The organism is Providencia sp. PROV267 (genome assembly GCF_028477825.1).
Lineage (GTDB): Bacteria > Pseudomonadota > Gammaproteobacteria > Enterobacterales > Enterobacteriaceae > Providencia > Providencia stuartii.
Map to the genome: position 1 here is coordinate 121,497 of NZ_JAMPLX010000016.1, position 25,155 is coordinate 146,651.

General features: G+C 41.6%; 25 protein-coding genes. 16 read left to right on the forward strand and 9 right to left on the reverse strand.

Going from position 1 to position 25,155, the window contains the following annotated elements; all coding sequences use genetic code 11:
* Positions 1-26: 26 nt before the first annotated feature.
* Both PR709_RS11360 and PR709_RS11365 read right to left on the reverse strand, forming a co-directional pair.
* Positions 27-1,031: a serine hydrolase domain-containing protein gene (locus PR709_RS11360; protein ID WP_014656982.1), complete on the reverse strand. Its 1,005-nt coding sequence runs from the start codon at positions 1,029-1,031 to the stop codon at positions 27-29.
* Between the two features lie 106 nt (positions 1,032-1,137).
* Positions 1,138-2,019 (reverse strand): LysR family transcriptional regulator, encoded by an 882-nt coding sequence (locus tag PR709_RS11365; protein WP_071599670.1) that lies wholly within the window; start codon positions 2,017-2,019, stop codon positions 1,138-1,140.
* Between the two features lie 85 nt (positions 2,020-2,104).
* Between PR709_RS11365 and PR709_RS11370 the strand changes: the two genes are divergently transcribed.
* Positions 2,105-3,166 (forward strand): NAD(P)H-dependent flavin oxidoreductase, encoded by a 1,062-nt coding sequence (locus PR709_RS11370; RefSeq protein ID WP_036942188.1) that lies wholly within the window; start codon positions 2,105-2,107, stop codon positions 3,164-3,166.
* 73 nt (positions 3,167-3,239) lie between these two features.
* On the opposite strand, the gene yhjD is transcribed toward PR709_RS11370, so the two are convergent.
* A complete protein-coding gene (gene yhjD, locus PR709_RS11375; protein ID WP_272570894.1) occupies positions 3,240-4,256 on the reverse strand; it encodes an inner membrane protein YhjD in 1,017 nt (338 codons plus the stop codon).
* A 176-nt stretch (positions 4,257-4,432) separates the two neighbouring features.
* Complete coding sequence (locus PR709_RS11380; protein ID WP_004923780.1) at positions 4,433-4,834, reverse strand: DUF1090 domain-containing protein; 402 nt, start codon at positions 4,832-4,834, stop codon at positions 4,433-4,435.
* A 235-nt stretch (positions 4,835-5,069) separates the two neighbouring features.
* On the opposite strand from PR709_RS11380, the gene PR709_RS11385 reads away from it, so the two are divergent.
* Positions 5,070-5,912, forward strand: coding sequence for a 23S rRNA (adenine(2030)-N(6))-methyltransferase RlmJ (locus PR709_RS11385; RefSeq protein WP_004923787.1), 843 nt, complete (start codon positions 5,070-5,072; stop codon positions 5,910-5,912).
* Positions 5,913-6,032: 120 nt separating this feature from the next.
* On the forward strand, positions 6,033-7,385 hold the full coding sequence (gene gorA, locus PR709_RS11390) for a glutathione-disulfide reductase (RefSeq protein ID WP_004923788.1): 1,353 nt from the start codon (positions 6,033-6,035) through the stop codon (positions 7,383-7,385).
* Between the two features lie 294 nt (positions 7,386-7,679).
* Here the strand turns inward: gorA and mobB are convergent, their stop codons facing one another.
* Both mobB and mobA read right to left on the reverse strand, forming a co-directional pair.
* Positions 7,680-8,201: a molybdopterin-guanine dinucleotide biosynthesis protein MobB gene (gene mobB, locus PR709_RS11395; protein WP_004923791.1), complete on the reverse strand. Its 522-nt coding sequence runs from the start codon at positions 8,199-8,201 to the stop codon at positions 7,680-7,682.
* A 2-nt stretch (positions 8,202-8,203) separates the two neighbouring features.
* Positions 8,204-8,791: a molybdenum cofactor guanylyltransferase MobA gene (gene mobA, locus PR709_RS11400; protein WP_272570895.1), complete on the reverse strand. Its 588-nt coding sequence runs from the start codon at positions 8,789-8,791 to the stop codon at positions 8,204-8,206.
* Positions 8,792-9,006: 215 nt separating this feature from the next.
* On the opposite strand from mobA, the gene PR709_RS11405 reads away from it, so the two are divergent.
* The 4 genes from PR709_RS11405 to polA all read left to right on the forward strand — a co-directional run bounded on the left by PR709_RS11405 (position 9,007) and on the right by polA (position 14,104).
* Entirely contained in the window at positions 9,007-9,276 is a 270-nt protein-coding gene (locus PR709_RS11405) for a YihD family protein (RefSeq protein WP_004923794.1), read from the forward strand.
* 6 nt (positions 9,277-9,282) lie between these two features.
* Positions 9,283-10,278, forward strand: a complete 996-nt coding sequence (locus PR709_RS11410) for a serine/threonine protein kinase (protein WP_004923797.1) — start codon at positions 9,283-9,285, stop codon at positions 10,276-10,278.
* 33 nt (positions 10,279-10,311) lie between these two features.
* On the forward strand, positions 10,312-10,935 hold the full coding sequence (gene dsbA, locus PR709_RS11415) for a thiol:disulfide interchange protein DsbA (RefSeq protein ID WP_004923800.1): 624 nt from the start codon (positions 10,312-10,314) through the stop codon (positions 10,933-10,935).
* Between the two features lie 376 nt (positions 10,936-11,311).
* Entirely contained in the window at positions 11,312-14,104 is a 2,793-nt protein-coding gene (gene polA, locus PR709_RS11420; protein WP_272570896.1) for a DNA polymerase I, read from the forward strand.
* A gap of 79 nt (positions 14,105-14,183) precedes the next feature.
* Here polA and PR709_RS11425 read toward each other — a convergent pair whose 3' ends face one another.
* A complete protein-coding gene (locus PR709_RS11425; RefSeq protein WP_053110237.1) occupies positions 14,184-14,510 on the reverse strand; it encodes a hypothetical protein in 327 nt (108 codons plus the stop codon).
* Between the two features lie 129 nt (positions 14,511-14,639).
* Positions 14,640-15,992, reverse strand: a complete 1,353-nt coding sequence (tolC, locus tag PR709_RS11430; RefSeq protein ID WP_272570897.1) for an outer membrane channel protein TolC — start codon at positions 15,990-15,992, stop codon at positions 14,640-14,642.
* 320 nt (positions 15,993-16,312) lie between these two features.
* On the opposite strand from tolC, the gene PR709_RS11435 reads away from it, so the two are divergent.
* Together PR709_RS11435 and PR709_RS19595 are read left to right on the forward strand one after the other, a co-directional pair.
* The gene (locus tag PR709_RS11435; RefSeq protein ID WP_004923813.1) at positions 16,313-17,116 is read left to right on the forward strand and encodes an SDR family oxidoreductase; all 804 of its coding nucleotides are present in this window, start codon (positions 16,313-16,315) and stop codon (positions 17,114-17,116) included.
* Positions 17,117-17,466: 350 nt separating this feature from the next.
* Complete coding sequence (locus tag PR709_RS19595; protein WP_438361642.1) at positions 17,467-17,514, forward strand: hypothetical protein; 48 nt, start codon at positions 17,467-17,469, stop codon at positions 17,512-17,514.
* A 112-nt stretch (positions 17,515-17,626) separates the two neighbouring features.
* Here the strand turns inward: PR709_RS19595 and yihA are convergent, their stop codons facing one another.
* Positions 17,627-18,238, reverse strand: a complete 612-nt coding sequence (gene yihA / locus PR709_RS11440) for a ribosome biogenesis GTP-binding protein YihA/YsxC (RefSeq protein ID WP_004923816.1) — start codon at positions 18,236-18,238, stop codon at positions 17,627-17,629.
* Positions 18,239-18,604: 366 nt separating this feature from the next.
* Here yihA and ppiA point away from each other — a divergent pair, with 366 nt between their 5' ends.
* The 7 genes from ppiA (at position 18,605) to PR709_RS11475 (ending at position 25,154) form a co-directional block, all read left to right on the forward strand.
* Positions 18,605-19,177, forward strand: a complete 573-nt coding sequence (gene ppiA, locus PR709_RS11445) for a peptidylprolyl isomerase A (protein WP_014656974.1) — start codon at positions 18,605-18,607, stop codon at positions 19,175-19,177.
* A 513-nt stretch (positions 19,178-19,690) separates the two neighbouring features.
* A complete protein-coding gene (gene agaR, locus PR709_RS11450; RefSeq protein WP_014656973.1) occupies positions 19,691-20,464 on the forward strand; it encodes a transcriptional repressor AgaR in 774 nt (257 codons plus the stop codon).
* Between the two features lie 70 nt (positions 20,465-20,534).
* Positions 20,535-21,830 carry a D-tagatose-bisphosphate aldolase, class II, non-catalytic subunit gene (locus PR709_RS11455; RefSeq protein WP_088498889.1) on the forward strand — a complete coding sequence of 432 codons (1,296 nt, stop codon included), beginning with the start codon at positions 20,535-20,537 and terminating at the stop codon, positions 21,828-21,830.
* A complete protein-coding gene (locus tag PR709_RS11460; protein WP_151207016.1) occupies positions 21,827-22,981 on the forward strand; it encodes an SIS domain-containing protein in 1,155 nt (384 codons plus the stop codon). Before PR709_RS11455 ends, PR709_RS11460 begins: the two co-directional genes overlap by 4 nt.
* Before the next feature lie 14 nt (positions 22,982-22,995).
* Positions 22,996-23,478: a PTS N-acetylgalactosamine transporter subunit IIB gene (gene agaV / locus PR709_RS11465; protein ID WP_014656972.1), complete on the forward strand. Its 483-nt coding sequence runs from the start codon at positions 22,996-22,998 to the stop codon at positions 23,476-23,478.
* Between the two features lie 10 nt (positions 23,479-23,488).
* Positions 23,489-24,271 carry a PTS N-acetylgalactosamine transporter subunit IIC gene (agaW, locus tag PR709_RS11470; protein WP_004923830.1) on the forward strand — a complete coding sequence of 261 codons (783 nt, stop codon included), beginning with the start codon at positions 23,489-23,491 and terminating at the stop codon, positions 24,269-24,271.
* Positions 24,261-25,154, forward strand: coding sequence for a PTS system mannose/fructose/sorbose family transporter subunit IID (locus tag PR709_RS11475; protein WP_036942174.1), 894 nt, complete (start codon positions 24,261-24,263; stop codon positions 25,152-25,154). The genes agaW and PR709_RS11475 overlap by 11 nt, the downstream gene beginning before the upstream one ends.
* Position 25,155: the final 1 nt, after the last annotated feature.

The following is a 25,155-nucleotide window of genomic DNA, read 5'->3' on the forward strand; positions in this document are numbered from 1 at the left end:
CTATTTACTTTTCATCCTGTTGTTTTTTAACGTTGCGTCAGTAACCCTTCAATCACCCGAATTAAGGTTTCTCGGGAATCCCTGTCATCGACAAAGCCGGCTGCACTTGTCTGGGTTTCCGGTGAGTAATAGGCGGCAGATCCCCAAAAACCAAGGTGTGAATATAGCGTCATGCCATTTACGACACTTGCCATCAACCCTAATCGGTACTCTTGGGCGCCCACATGGTGACCCACACTCAGCATTGTCTGTAGAGTTTCTGGTTTCTCAAAGATTTCGCCATTAAATAAGGCTTCAAGGAATCGAGCCATTTGTTGAGATGAGGTAATTAAACCACCCCCGCCATACACATCCATCGAAGCATGAATATGTGTACCTTCTATCTCTTTTAGGTATTGGCGTGCACGAGGTGCATCTGTCGTAGGTTGCTCTAAATACTCCCAATAAGCGGTATCTAATCCAATTTTATTGAATTTTAATAACTCCCTAACGGCGTGGCCTAACGATTGGCCCGTAACACGTTCAATGATATCGCCTAACAGTATGTAACCTGTATCTGAATAAATAAATGTGTCTGAAGGTGCGACAATAGGGAATTTTTTACGCACATAGAGCTGTATTTGCTCTAACCGAGTCCACTGGTGTGTCGGTTTCGCAAGTACGCGCTTGAGGTAGTGATCATCTGCATGATCAAAAAGCCCGCTACTATGGCTGAGTAGATGACGAATAGTGATATGATCGGTGGCATAGCTGTCACACAGTAATTGGTTAAATTCAGGTGTGATATGTTGTGAAATGGCATCATCTAACGATAATTTCCCCATTTCAACTAACCTAAGTATGGCTGCTGCGGTAAACGTTTTTGTGTTACTGGCAATGCGTAATGGGGTATCAACTGTCAATGGCCGACCTGCCAGATCGCTTCCTCTAGCACAAAATGTACTGATACTCGCCTTTTTTTGGTTGTGATAGTAAAGCACAACGCCGCAAGGTAAGTCTTCTAACTGCTGAATATATTGTGTAGTTATCATTTTTCTCCCAACTCATTTGGTCTTTAGAGATAGAGTGAGTGCTCATATTCACTTATAACATACTTGAATAATCAGCTTGCCATGTGTCCAGAAAGGCGGTGAATTTTTAATTAACCTCACGCGATAAAATTAATGTCTTAAAAGCCGTAAAAGCAGGCACTTGGTATCCAGTACGATAAATCAAATAGGTATCACATGTTGTGACGGGGAGCGAGGCTAACAATGAGGAAGCATCCCCCATAGAATGAAATAATTGAGCCGGTAGTAGCGCGATACTGCTTCCTGCACTGACGCATGCGACCATCGCATGATAGGAGCTAAGTTGCTGAATATGCCAATCTCGTTGATTTGGGATATTTAGCCACTGCTCAGCAATATAGCGGTAGCTGCATCCTTGGGCGAAGGTAGCAAGTGAGCGTGTTTGAATATCTGAGGCGGTCTTTGCTAATTTATCTTGCTCGGGAAGCAATAAGACTAGCTGCTCCTGCCAAACGACTTGTGACTGAATACCCATATCACAGAGTTGGTTAATATCATACAAATCTTGGGGAAGAGCCACAAAAGCACAATCTAACTGTTCACGACGTACTTGCTCGATTAGAGCTTGTGAGGTTCCGGTTAATAATGATAATTGGGTTGTTGGGTGCTGTTGGTGGTAGGCTGCCAAAGGTTGAGGTAACCGGCAGGCCGCCGTGCTCTCCATGCTACCTATTCTTAGTTGTCCTCCTTCTCTGCCTAAACTCGTGACATGGCGGGCTTCTTGCTCTAACGCCAGTAAACGATAGGCGTATTGTAGGAAGCGTGTGCCGGCTTCTGACAATTGCATCTGCTTACCTTGACGAATAAACAGCGGCTCTCCCAGATCGGACTCAAGCTGTTGAATACGCGTTGTAATATTTGAGGGAACCCTACCGAGGCGCATTGCTGCGCGTGTGATACTGAGTTCTTCTGCGACCATGCAAAATATTTTTAGGGATTCAGAGTTCATTTTCTTTTTTCGTGAATATAGTGCTATATTTATTCTTAATAACAGAATAATAAGTGTAACCCTACTTGATGATAAAGGAAAGATAATGGAGCATTCTGAAGTATTTCTCCAACGTTTGGGCTTACGTTACCCAATCATTCAAGCCCCTATGGCGGGCGTTTCAACACCTGAGTTGGCTGCGGCAGTTTCTGAGGCAGGGGGGCTAGGCTCATTAGGGCTTGGGGCTAGCTCTGTACCTCAAGCTAAAGCATTGATTGAGAAAACTAATGCTTTAACAGACAAACCTTTTAATGTGAATGTGTTCTGCCATTCTACTCCCGTACGTAATCGTGAGATTGAACAAGCATGGATTCATTACTTTGCCCAACAATTAGCTCAGTTTAACGTATTGCCACCTCAGCAATTAAACCAAGTTTACACATCATTCTTAGATGATCCTCACATGTTGGCACTACTGCTAGAAATGAGGCCAGCAGTTGTCAGTTTCCATTTTAATATTCCGGATAAACAGGTGATTGATCAGTTAAAAGCCCAAGGGATCTATACAATGGCGACGGCAACTTGCTTACGAGAGGCTCAGTTGATCGAGCAGGCAGGTATTGATGCCATTATCGCTCAAGGCATTGAAGCGGGTGGGCACCGAGGAATGTTTGATGTTAATGCCGAAGATGAAGCGATAACAACATTCCACTTGGTTGAATTATTAGTGAAAAATAGCCAATTACCGATTATTGCTGCGGGCGGCTTGATGGATGGGCAAGAAATTAAAACAGCTTTAGAGCAAGGAGCCGTGGCGGCTCAACTTGGTACAGCGTTTATTTTGTGCCCTGAATCAGCAGCAAATGAAGGTTACCGTCATAAGCTGAAAAGCCAAAATGCAGCGGACACGGCATTAACAGCGGCTATCTCTGGCCGACCCGCAAGAGGGATTGTGAACCAATTTATTCGTATGACACAAGCGGATGATTGTCCTGCTATACCGGATTACCCGATAGCGTATGATCTTGGAAAACAGTTGCATGCAGCGGCAAGTAAAATGGGGAGTGATGATTTTGCCGCACATTGGGCAGGCCAAAATGCGTTGAAAGCGCGAGAGATGCCAGCGAGCGTATTGGTAGAGACGCTTGTATCAGAAATGACGAAATAATGTGTAAAGTTGTAACATGTGAGAAATTTTGAAGGGGGGCAAATGATGGATCTTTTGCCACCCTGTCAATGCGTTAAGAAGTGAGAATTTCGTTCTCTTTTGCGTTCTTTGGCTCATCCGTTGCGTTCTTTGGCTCATCCGTTGCGATCCACGCAGCACAAAATAGAGTCAATCTAGCAAAGAAGTAGAAGAAGGCCATTAAGCCCAGCACCGAACCGAAAGCCGCGCCAGAAGGGGATGAGGCTAAGTTTGGTAAAATCCAAGTCATGATTGATTTAATCACTTCAAAGCCAATAGCCGCGAGTAGAGTGCCTTTCAATAAGGAAGAGCGGCGGTGCTGCATACGCGGTAAAATCCAGAAAATCCATAAGAACAGCAAGAAGTTAGCGATAATTGAAATCGTCAGACCAATCAGAGTCCAAGCCGGTTTTAACCATTCGATATTATCTAGGCCAAGCGTTCTAACAATGGTTGCTTGAGCGGAGCCTGCGACAGAGGTGAGCGTAATTGTTACGATCAAGGCGATAAGTAGGCCAATTAAGGATAGAAAATCGCGCAAATAGCGGAAATAAATTTTTTCATGTTCATCTTCATTGCGCTCCCAAACAGGGCGTGATTGCGCCAAAATGGCTAATCGTAAGTTGTTAACCCAGTTTACGCCCGAGTAAACGGCTAATGCCAAACCAGTTAAACCAACGGTAGTCCGCTGGCGGATTGCGGTATCAATGGTTCTTTCTAATGTATTGGCTAATGTCGGGTCACTGATGCTGGCAGAAATACCGCGAACTAGCCGTTCAAGTAATTCTGGGTTACTGGCTAATACAAAACCCGCTGCTGCAAAGGTAAACATTAATACAGGGATTAAAGAAAGAAACGAAAAATAGGTAATCGCAGCACCGAACTGGTTCCCCATACGATCAGTGAATCGTTGAGCAGTACGAATAAGGTGTGCAATAAAAGGAATTGCACAAATAAAATTCACTACTCGCATAGAAAATGTCAGTGCTTTTTTACTGTTATCGATGCTTTTATTGAGCTTTGATTTTAATTTACTGGCGTCTTTTTGCTCTTCTTCATGCATATTCGACATTCGTTCCCCTTTGACTCCGTATCTAATTTTACTTAATTTTCACCATACTATAGCGTAAATTTGCAAAATTCTTCACCTTAAAGCCCATTTTTATCTACAAAATAGGCTTTAAGGTCGGTTATTTCATTGCAAATGAAGACTGAATTTGGTGGGAAAAATAGAAGGTTACGAAGAATTTATAGGCCTGTTTTATAGAGCTCTAACTCCGCTTGTGCTTCTTTTAGCTCTTCTTGAGCCTCTTTTAGCTTACGTTCGCGCTTTGCGATTTTATCGCTATTTCCTTTTTGTTTTGCTTCCAATAATTCAGCTTCTCTTTCTTGTACTTTTTCTCGTTTTTCAGCCACATTTTTTTGGCTGTCACGGTAAAGCGATGTCGGCGTGCAATAGGTATTAACGTTATCAAGAGCCCTTTGCAAACCTGCAACACGGTAAGTGTTACCGTGTTTTTTGGCGTATTTTATTTGAGTTTCAATTTTCTGCTTTTTAATTTCACAGCCATTTTGTTTATTTCCTGCCGTTGCCGAAGTCCCTGCTAAAAGTAAAACCGCTGTTATCGTTGTCATGAGTGATTTATGCATTTTTTTGTCCTTAATTATATTTTAATTTTGTTTAGGATAGCTTTTTATCATGTTGAAGTCATGCCGTTTTGTCAAATTAGGAATAGTGCTAATTTTAACGAAATTTGGCTATAATGGTTCAGAATCAGAACAAATCATTCGGTCTATGTTTTATTTTACAGGCTGTCTTTAAAGAATCTATTTGATAATAGTCATATTTGGCTAGTGTTGAATTTCCTCAGGAAAGAAAAGTGTCATGTTAAGTTACCGCCATAGTTTTCATGCAGGCAACCATGCAGATGTGTTAAAACACACTGTTCAAAGCCTTATTATTGAATCTCTTAAAGAGAAAGAAAAACCTTTCCTGTATGTGGATACGCACTCGGGGGCTGGTCGCTATCAGTTAACCAGTGAACATGCAGAAAAAACAGGTGAATATCTACAAGGGATTGCGCGCATTTGGGAACAGCCGGACTTACCAGAGGAATTGCTTCCTTATATGAATATTGTCCGTCGCATGAATGAAAATGGGCGGTTACGTTATTACCCTGGTTCGCCGCTATTAGCGAAGCACTTATTGCGTGAGCAAGACAAATTGGTGCTCACTGAGTTGCATCCTACTGATTACCCGTTATTGCGTGCAGAATTTTCTCGCGATAACCGTGCTCAGGTGTCCAAAGACGATGGTTATCAACAACTGAAAGCAAAATTACCGCCACCAAGCCGTCGCGGTTTTATGTTGATTGATCCGCCTTATGAGCTGAAATCTGATTATGAAGCTGTCGTGAAGGGGATCGTCGAAGGCTATAAACGCTTTGCGACGGGAACGTATGCGATCTGGTATCCTGTTGTATTGAGACAACAAATTAAGCGCATGATCAGTCAATTGGAAGCGACTGGGATCCGTAAAATATTGCAAATTGAATTAGCTGTACGTCCTGATAGCGATCAACGAGGCATGACGGCATCAGGTATGATTGTGATCAATCCACCATGGAAATTAGAGCAGCAGATGCAAAAAGTGCTCCCTTGGCTACACAAAACCCTCGTTCCAGAAGGAACAGGGCATACCTTAGTCGAGTGGATTGTGCCTGAATAGGCAGCCTCTATTTCATTAAGAGGAGATACCTATCTTTTATTGCTATTGTGATCAAATTGATAAATAGCATAATAGTAAGTATTAGCTTTTTAATTAATCAAAAATGGGAATAACCAAGTTATGAGCAAACATTACGACTATATTGCGATTGGTGGCGGAAGTGGCGGTATTGCTTCTATGAACCGAGCGGCAATGTATGGACAAAAGTGTGCCCTAATTGAAGCGAAAGCGTTAGGTGGAACCTGTGTGAACGTGGGATGTGTACCGAAGAAAGTGATGTGGCATGCCGCACAAATCTCTGAGGCGATCCGTGCTTATGGCCCTGACTATGGTTTTGATACCACAATTAACCGTTTTGATTGGAAAACCTTAATTGCAAGTCGTACTGCTTATATTGATCGTATCCATCAATCTTATGACCGTGTATTAGGTAATAACAAGGTCGATGTGATCAAGGGGTTTGCTCGTTTTGTCGATGCACATACTGTTGAAGTCGATGGTGAAATTTATACCGCTGATCATATTTTAATTGCAACAGGTGGTCGCCCAGTGATCCCTGCCATTCCTGGTGCAGAATATGGCATGACATCGGACGGCTTCTTTGAGCTTGAAGATTTACCAAAACGTGTTGCGGTTGTTGGTGCTGGTTATATTGCGGTTGAATTGGCGGGTGTCTTAAATGGCCTAGGCAGTGAGGCTCATCTATTTGTCCGTAAACATGCTCCGCTACGTTCGTTTGACCCTCTGATTGTTGAAACTTTGGTTGAGGTGATGAATACCGAAGGTCCAACTCTGCATACAGAATCTGTACCAAAAGAGGTCGTCAAAAATGCCGATGGTTCTTTGACGCTGAAATTGGAAAATGGCAAAGAACAAACTGTCGATGCATTGATTTGGGCGATTGGCCGTGAACCAATGACTGATAACCTGAATATTGAAGCAGCGGGTGTTGAGCTGAATGAAAAAGGTTATATCAAAGTCGATAAATACCAAAACACCAATGTCGCGGGTGTGTATGCGGTAGGTGATAACACGGGGGCTGTTGAGTTAACACCAGTTGCGGTTGCTGCGGGTCGTCGTCTATCTGAACGTTTATTTAATAATAAGCCAGATGAACACTTAGATTACAGTAATATTCCAACCGTTGTGTTTAGCCATCCACCTATTGGTACCGTTGGTTTGACGGAGCCTGAAGCAATCGAAAAATACGGGGCGGATCAGGTTAAATGTTATAAATCTTCATTTACAGCGATGTATACCGCGGTCACTTCTCATCGTCAGCCATGCCGTATGAAATTGGTGTGTGTGGGAACGGATGAGAAAATTGTTGGTATTCATGGTATTGGCTTTGGTATGGATGAAATCTTACAAGGCTTTGCCGTTGCACTGAAGATGGGGGCAACGAAGAAAGATTTCGATAATACTGTGGCTATCCACCCAACAGCGGCAGAAGAATTTGTGACAATGCGTTAAGAGTCACCGTCACAACACGTTAAAAAGGCTGAACGTTATCCGTTCAGCCTCAGACATTTCACTCCAAATAACTAAACTCCGACGAATCCATTTAAATCATTGCCAGTGAAATACCTGAGCGTAGGGGCTATGCTGATACTATTTTATGGATCGTATTCACCGTGCCTCTACTTATTGGCTAAATCCCGTTGTGTCATGCTTAATAGCTCGCGCTATACTATTGAGTCGCACTGTTTCCATTTTTAACATATTGATTCCCTGCTTTTAATGCACCCAAAATCCAGCGGCAGGGGGCTATTGGCTTTTTTGCCACCAAGACACAATATAATCAGCGATTTGTTCTGGGTTATTGATATCTAATTGTGGCAAGGTGGTATCAATAATTTGATTGCTGGCGACGGCGATCACATGTTGGTCAATTAAGCCATCTAATGGTTTACCCACTTCCGATCTAAACAGCGCGATCTTATCGATCGTCTCATGCTTAAACCCTTCGACTAAAATCAGATCGAGGGAGCTAGGATCAAAACGGCTCGCCAAATAATGCAGGTCTAATTCGTCATCCTGAGCTGGGGTTTCGGTCATCAGCGCCCAGCGCTTTTGGCTGGCGACAAGTGTTTGATCAGCGCCCGCTTTACGTAATTCATAACTGTCCTTGCCGGGTTTATCGACATCCATATCGTGATGTGTATGTTTGACTAAACCGACGCGAACATTGCGTTGCCGTAATAATGGGATCACTTTTTTTAATAGTGTGGTTTTGCCAGTGCCACTATAGGCGGTGATGCCGAGTAGAGGTAGAGATTTTTGTTTCATGATTATTTTTGTTGTTGCTCCCAGTTGAGGCTATCTTCAGGGGTATTTAAATTAGCAAAAGAGCCTAATTGTGGAGGGAAAATCACACATTTCGCTGCTATTTCCTGCATAAAAAACATTAATTTGCGCTCTCCTTTTGCAAGGTACTCATCCAATGAGGGGGCTAATGAACGATGGAGTAAGGCAAAAGTTGGGTGGTCACGTTCAGTATCATTGGCATAACAAGCCAAGCTATCACCTTTGTGTTGAAACATGGTTGCTGCAAGCGTGAGTGGAAAAGCAGGTACATCACAAGGCACAAACAGTACCCACTCTGTGGCTGCATGATGTAACCCTGCTTGCATGCCTGCTAGTGGCCCTGCAAAATCATGATTGAGGTCAGAGATGACGGTAAATCCACTTTGTTGGTAGCGCTCTTGGTTGCGATTAGCATTGATAATCAGCGTGCCTACCTGTGGGATTAGGCGTTCAATAATATGTTGATACAGTGGCTTACCGAGTAAAGGTACCAAGCCTTTATCTTCGCCCCCCATACGCCGACCTAAACCGCCTGCGAGTATGACACCCGTAATCGACTGCGTATCTAACATATTCAATTTTCCTGACTATCTTCAATAAAAGGTTTCAACATGTTCGAAAATAAATTTCGTTATAGTATTTGCCAAAATTTATTCTATTTTCCTATAAAATCAACGAATGTTCATGCGAATTAAAGTTAAACTTTACTTAGATTGACATCAATTCGCTTTTTCTCTTGTATGATAGCAATTAATTTAGCCCGAATATTCGTGATGAAGGAATAAACATGAAATGCCATCGCTTAAATGAAGTTATTGAGCTGCTGCATCCTGTATGGAAAGACAACTCAGACTTAAACTTAGTGGAATTACTACAAAAGCTGGCCGATGAGGCAGGTTTTAAAGGACCATTGTCTGAGCTAACAGATGATGTGTTGATATATCACCTGAAAATGCGTGGAAAAAGCAGTGATGAAGCGATACCGGGCTTGAAAAAAGATTATGAAGAAGACTTTAAAACCGCGTTATTGCGCGCTCGCGGCATCATAAAAGATTAATCAGAGATGAATAATATCGAACACTCTCATTTTCACTTTAGTGGGATTTCCCCTGATTTGATCCTTGATGCGTTGATGGAAGCGGGCATTTACCCTGAATCAGGATTAACAGAGCTAAATAGCTATGAGAATCGGGTTTATCAGTTTCAGGATGAAAACCGAAAACGCTTTGTCGTGAAATTCTATCGCCCCGAGCGTTGGAGCCGGTCACAAATTCAAGAAGAGCATGATTTCACATTAGAATTACAAGATGCGGGTTTATCTGTGGCTGCGCCACTGGAGTTTGCAGGGCAAACCGTGCTGGAATTTGGTGGTTTCATCTTTGCTGTTTTTCCAAGTATTGGTGGTCGCCAGTATGAAACCGATAATTTATTTCAGCTTGAAGACGTCGGGCGCTTATTAGGCCGTATTCACCAAATTGGTAAGAAAGAAACGTTTGTTTTTCGCCCAACACTGGGTGTTGCTGAGTATCTTGAGCAACCTCGCCAAATTATCGTACAAAGTGAATTGATCGCTCCAAGGTGGCAGGCCTCCATTATTGAATCACTCGATAGATTGATTACGCAAGTGAAGCAGTATTGGCCAACTATCTCATCACCAATACGTTTACAGGGGGATTGCCATCCCGGTAATATTTTGTGGCGTGATGAGGCTTGGCTGGTGGACTTTGATGATGCGCGTAATGGCCCAGCGGTACAAGATTTGTGGATGCTATTAAATGGCTCGCGTCAGGATCAATTAGTCCAACTAGATACGCTGTTAGAAGCCTATAATGAGTTTTGTGACTTTGATGTAAAAGAGCTCAAATTAATCGAGCCACTGAGAGCCATGAGAATGGTTCATTACTTAGGATGGATTATTCGCCGCTGGCAAGATCCCGCTTTTCCAAGAGCATTTTCATGGTTGCAGGATGATGATTTTTGGCAAAAACAATCCGTCGAATTTGCTCAGCAAATTGAACGATTGCAGGAAGCCCCTTTGCAGTTAAACCCTCAATTTTAATAAATAAGTGGTATTTTTTGGAGAACGTAGTATATGAAAAAAATCATGTTGGCTTTAATTGGTATTGCCATGTCATTTGGGGCAGCGGCCGCAAACTATTCAGAAGGGAAAGAGTACGTTGCTTTAAAACAACCAGTACAAAACTTACCACAAGTTTTAGAGTTCTTCTCTTTCTATTGCCCTCACTGCTATCAGTTTGAAAATGTGTATAAAGTGCCACAAACGGTAGAGAAAAACTTACCTGAAGGCGTCAAAATGGAACGTTACCACGTTGATTTCTTAGGCCCATTAGGGAAAAACCTCACCCAATCTTGGGCAGTGGCAATCGTTCTAAAAGTTGAAGATAAAGTGACGCCAATTCTGTTTGAAGGTATCCAAAAAACACAATCTATTCGTACGGTAGACGATATCCGTAACGCCTTTATTAAAGCAGGTGTGAGTGGTGAAGAGTATGATGCTGCACTAAACAGCTTCGTTGTAAAATCTTTAGTCGCTAAACAACAAAACGCAGCGCAAGATCTAAAACTACGTGGTGTGCCAGCGATGTTTGTTGATGGTAAATACCAAATCCGTAATGATGGCATTGCGGTCGATAAAGCCGAAGATTATGGGCAAGAGTTTTCTAAAGTTGTGAACTATCTGCTCGACAAAAAATAATCTCTCCTTGTGGCGGCGTGACTCGCCGCCACATTCATAATTATTCACGTTCCGTAATCAATATCCACAATACGTTTAAAATCCTTTTTTTGAGCTAGATCAAGCGATTTTCGTCTAACTCATTGATTTTATTTTCTTGTTTAACCCCTTGATCTTTTCTTAGTCATTGAATCTAAGGCATAACATTATTTTGCTCACAGAGTTATCCACAGGTTATATCGGTCAAAATAGGGTAGCGAAGGAGTAAAATGACGATTTAATTTATTTAATTGAGTAGGGGGAGGATTGTTGATGAAGTTGAAACTCGACGTGTATCTAAGCGCACATTGTGGCATCCTATTATTATTCATTCCTGACAAAAAGATGATGACAGATTATGGCTCAGATAGCAGAAAATCCCCTTATATTGGTAGATGGTTCATCTTACCTGTACCGTGCTTATCATGCATTCCCACCACTGACTAACAGTGCGGGCGAACCGACAGGAGCCATGTATGGTGTGCTCAATATGTTGCGTAGCTTGATTATGCAATATAAGCCAAGTCATGTGGCTGTCGTCTTTGATGCCAAAGGAAAAACATTCCGTGATGAGCTGTTTGAGAGTTATAAATCACACCGCCCACCGATGCCAGATGATTTGCGTGAGCAAATAGCGCCATTGCATGAAATGGTCGAAGCGATGGGACTACCGTTGCTGGTGGTTTCCGGTGTTGAAGCGGACGATGTCATTGGTACTCTTGCGAGGCAAGCGAGTCAAAAAGGGATCCCTGTCTTGATCAGCACAGGCGATAAAGATATGGCTCAATTGGTTGAGCCTAATATCACCTTGATCAATACCATGACCAATACCATTTTAGGCCCTCAAGAAGTTGAGGATAAATATGGGGTTCCGCCAGAGCTGATCATCGACTTCCTCGCATTGATGGGCGACTCTTCCGATAATATTCCAGGCGTTCCCGGTGTGGGCGAAAAAACGGCACTTGCTTTGCTGCAAGGCATTGGCAGTTTAAAAGAGATTTACGACTCTTTAGATAAAATCGCCCCACTTGGCTTTAGAGGATCGAAAACATTAGCCCCGAAAATGGAAGAGAATCGCGAGGTTGCTTTCCTTTCATACCAATTAGCGACCATCAAAACCGATGTGGAGCTAGAAAAAAGCTGCGAAGAACTTGCGATCTCCGAGCCAGACACAGACAAACTTTACCAGTTGTTTAGCCGTTATGAGTTTAAACGCTGGTTAGCGGATGTTGAGAATGGCACGTGGATGGATGGTAAAAGTGGTAAAAGTAGTGCGCCAGCGGCAAGTAAAACAGAAAAGAAAATTGAAGCCGTCATGGCAGCACCGACGTTGAGTGCGGAAAACTATCAAACTATCTTGGAAAAAGCGGATTTAGACCGCTGGATAGAAAAACTCACGTCAGCCTCAATCTTTGCCTTTGATACTGAAACGGACAGTTTGGATACACAAGAAGCGCGTTTAGTTGGGATGTCATTTGCCATTGAACCCGGCTATGCGGCCTATTTGCCATTAGGTCATGATTATCTTGATGCACCAGCCCAACTCCCATTAAATGATGTGTTGGCTGCCATGAAGCCGATATTGGAAAATGATAAAATACTCAAAATAGGTCAGAACTTAAAATATGACGCTGAGGTTTTACTCAACTACGATATTGAACTGAAAGGTATTGCATTTGATACCATGCTGGAATCCTATGTGCTAAATAGCGTAGCGGGCATGGGTCGCCATGATATGGATAGCCTCGCTGAACGGCACCTTAACCATAAAACGGTCTCTTTTGAAGAGATTGCAGGGAAGGGGAAAAAGCAGCTGACATTCAATCAAATAGCGCTTGAGCAGGCAGCCAATTACGCGGCAGAAGATGCCGATGTGACGTTATTGCTTCATCAAGCACTGTATCCTCAATTAGAGGCTGAGCCTAAACTGAATCACGTTTTTCGTGAAATTGAAATGCCATTAGTGCCTGTTCTTGTCAGAATGGAGCGTAAAGGGGTATTAATCGATGCTGCGGTGCTAGCGGCCCAATCGAAAGAGATCACTGCGCGTTTGGCAGAATTGGAGAAAGAGGCATTTGAGCTTGCGGGTGAAGAGTTCAATCTTGCTTCAACCAAGCAATTACAAACGATTCTGTTTGAAAAGCTACAACTGCCTATAGTGAAAAAAACACCGAGTGGTGCACCGTCTACCAACGAAGAAGTGCTTGAGGAGTTGGCTCTAAATCACGCCCTACCTAAACTCTTGCTTGAGCACCGTAGTCTCGCAAAACTGAAATCAACCTATACCGACAAGTTGCCGTTGATGATCAGCCCGAAAACTCAACGGGTACACACCTCGTATCATCAAGCAGTGACAGCGACAGGGCGCTTATCATCTCGAGACCCCAATTTACAAAATATTCCGGTTAGGACGGAAGAAGGTCGCCGTATCCGCCAAGCATTTATTGCACGCAAAGGCTACAAAGTAGTGGCCGCGGACTATTCGCAAATCGAATTACGTATTATGGCGCATCTATCGCAAGATAAAGGGCTATTAACGGCGTTTGCTGAAGGCAAAGATATTCACCGTGCAACGGCAGCAGAGGTATTTGGTGTACCACTGGATGAAGTGACAAGTGATCAGCGTCGTAGTGCAAAAGCGATTAACTTCGGTTTGATTTATGGTATGAGCGCATTTGGTCTTGCTCGACAGTTAGGCATTCCTCGTGGTGAAGCTCAGCGTTATATGGACCTCTATTTTGAACGTTATCCAGGCGTGCTGCGCTATATGGAAAATACGCGCCATCAAGCGGCTGAGCAGGGGTATGTTGAAACGTTAGAAGGGCGTCGCTTGTATCTTGCCGACATTAAGTCAAGTAATGGAATGCGTCGTAAAGCGGCTGAACGTGAGGCTATTAACGCACCGATGCAAGGTACGGCAGCAGATATTATCAAGAAAGCGATGATCGCGGTGGATGCTTGGTTACAGGCCGAAAAACCGCATGCAGACATGCTAATGCAGGTGCATGATGAATTAGTTTTCGAAGTCAAAGAGTCAGAGCTTGATAGTGTGACCACCAAAATACGTGAGTTGATGGAACAAAGTATGCAACTTGATGTACCGTTGAAGGTTGATGTCGGTATTGGTGATAACTGGGATGAAGCCCACTAGCTAGAGTCTGAACTGAGTCGGATAATGCTTAATTCGACTCAGTTTTATTTAGTCATATTATCTATTGTGAAATTATATATTATTCTATTAATACTAATACATAACTAAGTACAGATGAATATTTGGATGTTCTTTCACTAGCCATGATTTTCATTTGGGTATTAGGCTCAATAATTCCAGACCAAGATGATATACTGATTAAAGTAACTCCATATTGATTATAACGTGTATCAACTTCAGCAATTGCAACTTGCTTTCCATTGATATCTAGACGGTGATGGGCTTTTGTTTTTTGCCCTCTACTCGATGCCATCAATTTTGGAATGGTTATTTTCCTTTTTTGTGGTGAAGGAGAAATGATTAACTCTTCTCCATTTTTAATGCAATACATTTCATTTACTTTCACTGTTTATTTCCTTGAGCTCATTTTTACTTTAAAATCAATAATGGCATAGAAAATGATGAGTGATAAAAATGAAATTTATTAAGTTTTAATTAAAATAAATTATTTAATATTAAATAATTCGAATGCTAATTATTGCATTGTTGATTCATAAATTGATATTTCATTACCTAGCATTTTATTGATACGCTGAATGCTATTTTCGTTTAAGGAACCTTGTAAATATTCCATTTTTAATTGGTTGATTAAATAATCATATTGGGCATTCGATAAATTTTTTTTCGACTGATAGAGGGCGGCAGTTGCAGATAGTACATCGACAATAGTGCGTGTTCCTACTTGATAACCCGCTTCTGTGGCATCTAATGAGCTTTGTGTTGAAATGATTAGTTGCTTATAGGCATTAATACTACTTATTGACGACAATAGATTATTGTATGAAGAGTTAACTTGCTGGGTGACGTTTCGATTATCACTTTCAAGTTGCTCTGTTGCAGCCTCAAAACCATACTGAGCTTGCTTAACTTGAGAATTAACCGTATTTCCTTGATAGATTGGTAAATTTAACGAGAGGGCTGCATTGTTTTTCCCTGAATGGTTATTTATTTTATGCTGGCTTTCGATACTATTCTTATCTAGCCGAGTGTTATTGATGGCTGTAGAAGCATCTAAAGTGACTATAGGTAAATGCCCGCTTTTGGCGAGGGATATTTTATCATTTGATATTTCTTGTGACAGGCGAGCTTTTAATAAGCTCAGGTTTTTAATTCGCGCATTTTCAAGTAGAAATGTGATATTATCTGGTTTGGTGAGTTGTAACTTATTAATATTGAGTTTTGCTAATTGAGTATATCGTACTCCACTGATTTTTCTTAATACCTCAACTGAATTCTTCAATTCGTTGTAACCTAGAACCTCTTGAGCAATGATACTGTCATAGTTAGCTCTCGCATTTTGTACGTCAGTGATGGTCGTTAGCCCTACATTAAAGCGTTGTGTGGTTTGATCTAACTGATGATAAACCGCGAGTTTATGGGCTTTTATGTAAGTGAGGGCATCAATAGACTTTAATATATTAAAGTAAGAGATAGCCGTTTCTAACAGCAGATCTTGCTGGCTTATTTGATAGTTAATATCTGAAATAGCTGCATGTTTTTCTTGAATAGATAGTGATTTCCACTTAGATATATCAATTATAGATTGTGTCATTTGTAGGGATAATTCGGTGTTCTTAATATTTTTATTATCATCTGTACCATCATTGTTTTTATAGTTTGAATTAGCTTTTAATTTTAATTGAGGGAATAATGAGCTACGCTCTTCATCTATTTTTTTATAGGCTTGATAACGTTCACTTTCTGTTTTTTTTAATGTGGGGTTGTTATCTTTCGTTATTTTATAAACTTGCAATAAATCCTCTGCGTTACAATTATAATCTATAATTATTGAACTTATTAAAATAAATAATTTAATTATTTTATTCATTATTATTAATTCCTAATTAATTTTTTACAGTTTAGTCTAAATGGGATTTAAGAAAGAGGTTTTAATTAAATTATAGCTCAGCTATTAAAATGTAAATATAAAAAACCACATTTAAAAGTTTAATTTAATGTATATGTTTTGCTATATGAGCTAACTTGATTAAGTTAGTGTAAAAAATGAGATTATTTTACTGACGAACGTAATGTGCATTTACTACCTAAGAACGATTGTCACAGTACATTTTTTTACCTCAATATAGCGCTCATGTAACGTAATATCTTTTATGGCGACAGGCTTATCTCAGAGCCAAAGGATTAATCATGGAACGCTTATTTTCTCCAACTGCATTTCAAGGGCAGGTCGTGCTAGTTACTGGTGGGGCTCAAGGTATTGGTTTAGCGATTGTTGAAGCCTTTGCTCAATTAGGGGCTTGCGTGATTATGGCTGATTTGCAGTTACAAAAGGCGCAAGCAGCCGCAGCTTCATTAGTAGCAAAAGGGTTTAACGTTCAGGCGGAAGGTTGTGACTGTGCAAAGCAGCAACAAATAACAGCATTGGTTGCAAAAATAGATCGCGAATATCATCAATTAGATGTTGTTATCCATAATGCAGCTTATTTTCCGCTAACAGAATTTATGCAAATTGATGAGGCTTTATTACAACAGACACTGAGTGTTAATTTAATGGCGCCTTTTTATTTGGCTCAAGCTGCTCAACCGATTATGAAAAGGCAGGGAAGAGGGCGTATTTTAATCACCTCATCTGTCACTGGTCCTAAAGTCGCTTACCCAGGGCTTGCGCATTATGCCGCCTCTAAAGCGGGGGTTAATGGTTTTATTAAGTCAGCCGCATTGGAGTTGGCTCCTTTTGGGATAACGGTGAATGGCGTTGAGCCGGGGATGATACGAACACCTGCGATGGAAAACTTAGGGGATGAGCAATTGAATCAAAGGATTGCTCGTGCTGTACCACTAGGGCGTTTAGGGGAAGCAGAAGATATTGCTGCCGCTATGGTATTTTTAGCCTCACAAGCCGCGGGATATATGACAGGACAGACTATTGTCGTTGATGGCGGAGCATTACTTCCCGAAAGCGCATTGTCATCAGCGGATATAAAACAATAGAGGCGAGCTTGCTTATTCTCTGAGTCATCAATAATGGCGTCAACCTATTCGCCGATTCGATAAAACACTCTTCTTATTTTCTTTATCGCATGTTGCCATATAGATGCGATAAAGCTTATTTCTGTCTGTTATTTGAACAAAATACGCGTTATTACCTAATGAGATAAAAAATTTACATTACATATTAATGCGACTTGGCTCTCATAAATATGTAATAAAAATACGTTTTTTGGCTATTATTATGATGTTTTATTCGCTGAATCGTAGTAAGCATTGAAAAAAAATTACAGAAAAGCTTTTTTTCGCGTAAAAAATCAAGTAAAGTATAAGGCGTAGGGTACAGAGGTAAGATGTTCTATCTTTCAGACCTTTTACTTCACGTAATCGGATTTAGCTGAATATTAGCTGCTCCAGTCAAAATTTTGACTGGAGCATTTTTTTATCCAAAATTTGTGTAAAGTTATCGTGCTTGCCGTTGTGCGCCGAGTGACGCACAAGGATCGAAATGGATCAAATTGGCGTGCTATACCAGCTATCAAGTTTGAGACGCAATTTATCAATACCGATTTTTTTCAATGCTGAAAAATATTCGACTTCGACGTCTCCCCCTAATGGAGAGAGTGCTTGGCGGACTTCCATTAATTGTTTTTTGCGTGCGCCAGAAGCGAGTTTATCTGCCTTAGTCAAAAGGACTAATACAGGAATTTCCATCGCAATAGACCATTCAATCATTTGCATATCAAGGTCTTTTAGTGGATGACGAATATCCATCAATACGACAAGACCTTTAATACACTCCCTTTTTTGTAGGTATTCACCAAGCGCTTTTTGCCATTTGCGTTTCATCTCTTCCGGCACTTCGGCATAGCCATAACCCGGTAAGTCGACAAGACGAATGCCTTCTTCCACTTCGAACAGGTTAATTAACTGTGTCCGTCCAGGCGTTTTACTGGTGCGAGCAAGGCTTTTTTGTTGTGTAAGCGCGTTTAGTGCGCTGGATTTACCTGCATTGGAGCGGCCTGCAAAGGCAACTTCTATACCCGTATCTTTTGGTAGATGACGGATATCGGGTGCACTGATGACAAATTTTGTCATATGGTAGTTATGGTTTTTGATTGTCATAGGTTGTTCTCCCTGAGTTGACCTTTTGAGGCTGAGGGATTATAGCGACTGGTGGCAGACAAACAAAGCCAAAATTGCGATAGAGCAGTAGCTGTTTGCTTTTGAAACAACGATTTTACGTACATATTGGGCGTCATCTGACAGTTTTTGATGATTACTCGCTTATCTGACGTAAATAAAGGTAAATCTTTAGCAATATATTCAGCTTAGCTCTAGAATTGGTGAATTGTACTCGTCATACTTCCAGTTGCAGCTTTGTTGGCTATGTCTATTCACATGAGTCACATATTTGCTTATGCGCTTAGCTGCACCTCGAACTATTTCGAGTATAATTAAGTCATTTAGCTATAGCGAAAGGGATCTTGAATGTTAAAACGAATTTTTGTGCCTTTACTGGCGGTCTGTGCTATCAGCGCATCTTCTCTAGCATTAGCTGCGGGTGAAACGTATGTTAAATTAGTCACCTCAGCAGGTAATATTGAATTAGAACTGAATAATAAAAAAGCACCTGTGACCACTGAGAACTTTCTACAATATGTGAATGAAGGTTATTACAACGGAACAACGTTTCACCGTGTTATTCCTGGTTTTATGATCCAGGGTGGCGGTTTTAACAAAGATCTTCAGCAAAAGCAGACTCGTGCTCCAATTAAAAATGAAGCAGATAACGGTTTGCGCAATTTACGTGGAACCATTTCTATGGCACGTACAGCGAATAAAGACAGTGCGACCAGCCAGTTTTTTATTAATGTCGCTGACAATGCTTTCTTAGATCACGGTCAACGTGATTTTGGTTACGCTGTTTTTGGTAAAGTGGTAAAAGGCATGGATGTAGTGGATAAAATCTCTAAAGTAAAAACAGAGAATGTTGGTCCATATCAAAATGTGCCTGTTGAACCAATATCAATTATTTCTGCGGAAGTCATTAAAAAGCCATAATAGATAGAGTGGGTAGGTCGCTAGTATTTACCCACTTATATTATTTCTCATGTATAAGGCTGTATCACTGTGAGTGCTATTTATGTAGTGATGTACTTACAGAGTATATTTCCTCATTAATTAGAATTTATTTTCTTTTTCCCTTCTCTTTTTTTCATTCTTTTCTTCTTATCAACCTGCTAGTTATTTTTACATAAATTCAATTTTGTGATCTTGCTCACCGCGCGGTTTGAAAACGGTTTGTTTGACATTTTTTCTTTGTGTTTCGTTGTTAATAGATTTACTAACTTAAATATTGGCCTTTGCTAGGCATTTGCATGAAAAAATAAGTCAATCAATTGAAAGCGATGACTTTCGATTTGAATGGAATCGAAAGGTTTTTTGAGGTTTTTTGCTCTAAAAATGAACTTTAACAAGGATCACATTTTCGATTGGCTCACTCTGCTGTAATTCAGATATGTTGTTAGCATGGTCAATCGTGATAACAAGGTGATGTTTTTCGGAGTGATAAACATGAGTACAGATACCGTAAAAAGACGTGAATGCATCATGGATATGTTGTGCCAAGAAGGGAGTGTTCGTGTCGATGCTTTAAGCAAACAGTTTAATGTTTCTAGCGTCACTATTCGTAATGATTTACGTTATCTGGAAAAAAAGGGTTGTGCCTTACGCTCTTATGGCGGCGCAATGGTGAATCATAAATTTGCTTTTGATAGACCGTTACAAGTGAAAGGTCGCATGGATCGAGAAATTAAAACTCGTATTGCCAAAAAAGCGGCGGAATTTGTGAATGATGGGGATTCTCTCATCATTGATTCAGGCTCAACAACAGCAGAAATCGTTCCTTTTTTAAAACACCACCGTGATTTAGTCGTGATGACTAATGCTCTCAATATCGCATACGAACTGGCCGGTTTCGACAGCGTAGATGTTATGGTTCTTGGTGGACACGTACGCAAAAATTCTTATTCCCTTTATGGTCCTGCCGCCGAACAGCAGTTATCACAGTACCGTTTTGATACGTTGTTTCTTGGGGTAGATGGCTTTGATCTTGAAGCTGGGATCACCACACCGAATAGCGGAGAAGCGCATCTCAACCGTGTGATGTGTGATGTGGCACATCAAATTATCGCTGTAGCAGATGGCACTAAATTTGGGCGAAAGAGTTTTTGTTTAATACGCGAAGCTAGACTGATCCATCGTCTTATTACTGATAGCCGCATTCCACTTCATTATCGCCAAGCTTTAACGGCATTTGGTGTAGAAGTCATTGTTGTTGATGAATAAGGCATATCTATTTTAATTCTTAATTAAAAACGCAACGTTTTTAATCATATCTGAGTTATTTGGAGATATTATGCAGCCGCTATTACAGCTGATCCATCGCCATAAATCTGGCGAGGACGTTGGGGTTTACTCTGTCTGTTCCGCACACCCTTGGGTTCTAGAAAGTGCGATTCGTTTTGCTAAACAACGTAACTCTTCAGTATTAATTGAAGCCACTTCTAACCAAGTTAACCAGTTCGGTGGCTATACCGGTATGCTTCCTCGCGATTTTCGTGAAATGGTATGGAAAATCGCTGATCGATTGGCATTCCCACGTGAAAAAGTGTGGTTAGGCGGCGATCATTTAGGCCCTAATGCATGGCAAAACCGTTGCGCTGATGAGGCGATGCAACTATCAGAAACACTCATTTATGATTATGTTGCGGCAGGCTTTCGTAAAATTCACCTTGATTGTTCAATGTCTTGTGCTGATGACCCTATTCCTTTGAGCGATGACGTTGTCGCTTCCCGTGCGGCAAGGCTATGCCAAGTGGCTGAACGTAGCTGGCAAGATCATGGTGGTGAAGCCCCTGTTTATGTTATTGGCACAGAAGTTCCTGTGCCGGGCGGTGCGAAAGAATCGATGGATGGATTACAAGTAACATCGCCCGAAGCTGCTAAAACCACATTGTCTATCCATAAAAATAAATGGCAAGAGCATGGGTTAGCCGATGTGTGGCCCCGAGTGATTGCCTTGGTTGTTCAGCCAGGGGTCGAATTTGATCATCACAATGTTGAACATTATCAACCTGAAAAAGCGAAAGCACTTAGCCAATTTATCGAATCAGTTCCCCATCTTGTTTATGAAGCACACTCTACCGATTACCAAGCACTAAAGGCGTATCGTCAGTTAGTCCGCGACCATTTTGCGATCTTAAAAGTTGGCCCTGCATTAACGTTTGCTTTACGTGAAGGGTTATTTGCACTCGATAAATTAGATCGTGAATGGAATGGTGAGCGTGATGCTGCCCATTTACACGCAACCCTCGAACAAATTATGAATGAGCAGCCAGAGCGTTGGAGCCCTTATTACAAAGGGAATGCTCATCAGCAATACATCGACAGACAATATAGCTTAAGTGACCGTATTCGCTATTACTGGGCGGAGCCTGAAGTTGAAAAAGCAGTGGCGAAATTATTGGACAATTTACGGCAAAACCCAGTACCGATTTCGATGCTGAGCCAATACCTACCAGAGCAGGCCGAAGCCGTTAAAGTCGGTGACTTAGAGAATGACCCAAAAGCGTGGGTCATGGATAAGGTTCGAAGCGTATTACTTCAATATGCGTTGGCATGTGAATCACAGTCAAAAGGAGCGGTGGCATGAAGGAAATATTGTCATATTCACAATCATGGTTAGAGCAGCACGGCGCTCTGTTTACTGCACAAGAAATTACTCATCAGCCCCGCTTATGGCGTGAATTATATCGGGAGTTAGCGGCTAAATCGGAGCAATGGCAACCGTTTTTATCTGAACTGCTCGCCAAGCCGGGTTTACAAATTGTGTTATGTGGTGCTGGGTCGTCTGCCTTTGCAGGGAAAGCCATGGCACCTTGGTTACGTGAATATTGTGGATTAGACGTACATGCGTATGCATCTACCGATATTGTACCAACACCTTGGCATTACCTCGATAAACATAAACCGACATTATTAGTTTCTTATGCTCGCTCGGGTAACAGTCCTGAAAGTGTTGGTGTCGTAGAGCTGGCAGATGAGCTACTCGACGATGTTTATCACCTTATGTTGACCTGTAATCCAGATGGCGCTTTGGCACGTTATGCGGAAGGGAAAAAGCATGTTTGCTCTTTAATCATGCCCGATGGTTCTCATGACAGCAGCTTTGCCATGACCTCAAGCTTTAGCTGTATGACATTAGCGACATTATTACTATTTGGTATTCAAGATTTTACTCAAGCACGTAGTTATGTTGAAGAGATTGCCACACTTGCAGAAACCGGCATTCCACAATGGTTGCCGATGATCCAAGGCATGACAGGAAATGGTTTTAGTCGAATGGTTGTGCTTGGCTCAAGTTGTTTTACGGGGATTGCCGAAGAAGGGGCGCTGAAGATGTTAGAGCTCACATCGGGGAAAGTTGCAACGCGCTTTGATTCAACATTAGGGGTTCGCCATGGCCCTAAATTTATGATTGATAAAGAAACATTGGTAATAGTGATGTTATCAGCCGAAGAGTATTGCCGTCACTATGATATAGATTTGCTCAATGAGCTGAAACATGACCAGCGGGCAAAACACATTGTGGCATTGAGTAGTTTACCTTTAGAGCAGGCCGTCGTGCTTGATAGCCCACTCAATGATATTTGGTTGATATTTCCTTATCTCGTCTTTTTACAGCTTTTGTCATTTGAAGCTTCTCTCAATCATGGTTTATCACCGGATAACCCTTGTCCGACGGGGGAAGTGAATCGTGTTGTTAAAGGTGTTCAGCTATACCCATACAAATCAACAAAATAATAATAGGAGTGAGTATGTCTACCCCAAATATATTGATGACTCGTATCGATAATCGTTTGATCCATGGTCAAGTTGGCGTGACTTGGACAAATTCTCTTGGTGCTAATTTAGTGGTTGTTGCAAATGATGAAGCCGCCGTTGATCCCGTTGCTCAATCTTTGATGGATATGGTGGTTTCCGATGGTGTACAAACTCGCTATTTTACGCTGCAAAAAACCATTGATGTGATCCATAAGGCTGCGGATCGACAAAAGATTTTTATCGTTTGTAAAACGCCTCAAGATGTACTCACCCTAGTTCAAGGTGGAGTTCCTATCAAATTTGTCAATGTTGGCAATATGCACTTTATCGAAGGTAAAAAACAAATTCATAAAACGGTCTCTGTGGATGATAGCGATATTAATGCATTCCGCGAATTAGAAAAATTAGGGATCACTTGTGAAATTCGTCGTGTACCTGATGAGGCGGGGGAAGCCGTCTCTAAGCTAATTAGCTAAGGAGGTCAGTATGATGACTGACGCACTACTTATCGCTTTGATTGCTGGGATCGCGGGAGTCGATTTATTTAATGGTTTGACACACTTCCATCGACCTGTGGTTATTGGGCCTATTGTTGGATTGATTTTAGGTGATGTGCAAACGGGGTTATTAGTCGGAGGAACGTTAGAGCTGGTTTGGATGGGGATGGTGCCACTTGCTGGTGCTCAGCCACCCAATGTCGTGATTGGCGGTATTATTGGCACGACATTTGCCATCATGACACATGCGGATCCTAAAGTTGCTATCGGTATTGCTGTACCGTTTTCTATCGCGGTACAAGGCTGTATCACATTACTGTTCACACTCTATTCACCCATGATGCATAAATGCGACGAAATGGTGAAAAAGCTCAATTGGCGCGGTATTGAGATGGTGAACTATTTTGGGATCCTGATTCTGTTTTCTTTCTACTTTATTGTTGCTTTCTTACCCATCTACTTTGGTGCTGATGCCGCAAGTGCCATGGTACAAAAAGCACCTCAATGGCTATTGGATGGCTTAGCTGTGGCGGGTGGCATGATGCCTGCGATTGGTTTCTCACTACTGATGAAAATCATGATGAAAAAGACGTATGTTGCCTATTTTATTCTTGGTTTTATTTCAGTGACTTTCCTGAATATGCCCATTATTGCGGTCGCACTTGGCGCGTTTGCAATCGCACTGATTGATTTCTTCAACCGCACACGTAATGACAACAATGATAACGGCAGCTCACCTAAAGTTGCTCAGGAGATGAATGATGGCATTTAATGACAATGATGAAGCTCTGGCAGCAAAAGCGGAGCAACGAATGGCTCAAGCGATGGCAACTAGTCAGGTTGAGCGTGATGATTACCTTGATAGCGAACCTGCAACAGCACTGACTCACCGTGATATTAACGTTATGGCACTGCGTTCGCTATTACTACAAGCTTCTTTTAACTATGAACGTATGCAAGCTGGCGGTTGGCTTTATACCTTGATCCCAGCGTTACGTAAAATTCATAAAAAACCGGAAGATTTATCTAATTCTATGAAAATGCATATGGAATTTATCAATGTGCATCCATTTGATGTGACATTTTTATCCGGTTTAGTGCTCGCGATGGAGCGTAGCAAGGAGAAGATTTCCACCATTCGTGCAGTGAAAATAGCGTTAATGGGGCCGCTAGGCGGCATCGGCGATGCGTTGTTCTGGCTAACCTTATTGCCCATCTGTGCTGGTATTGGGGCATCACTCGCACTACAAGGCAGTTTATTTGGGCCGATTATTTTTCTGCTTATGTTCAATATCGTGCATTTCGCATTGCGTTTTGGACTGGCTCATTATGGTTATCGCGCGGGAACAAAAGCGATAGCCATGCTAAAAGCACATACCAAAAATATCTCACATGCCGCTTCTATTGTTGGAATGACGGTTATCGGCGCCCTAGTTGCCTCTTATGTGCATCTTTCTACACCACTAATCATGACGGCTGGTGAAGCAAAAGTGGCTTTACAGACAGACGTTTTAGACAAACTGATGCCAAATTTATTGCCATTAAGCTTTACGTTACTTGTCTACTGGCTAATGAAAAAAGGTTTTTCACCTGTGAAATTAATTGGTGTCACCGTGGTATTTGGCGTGCTTGGTAAATTAGTTGGATTCTTATAAG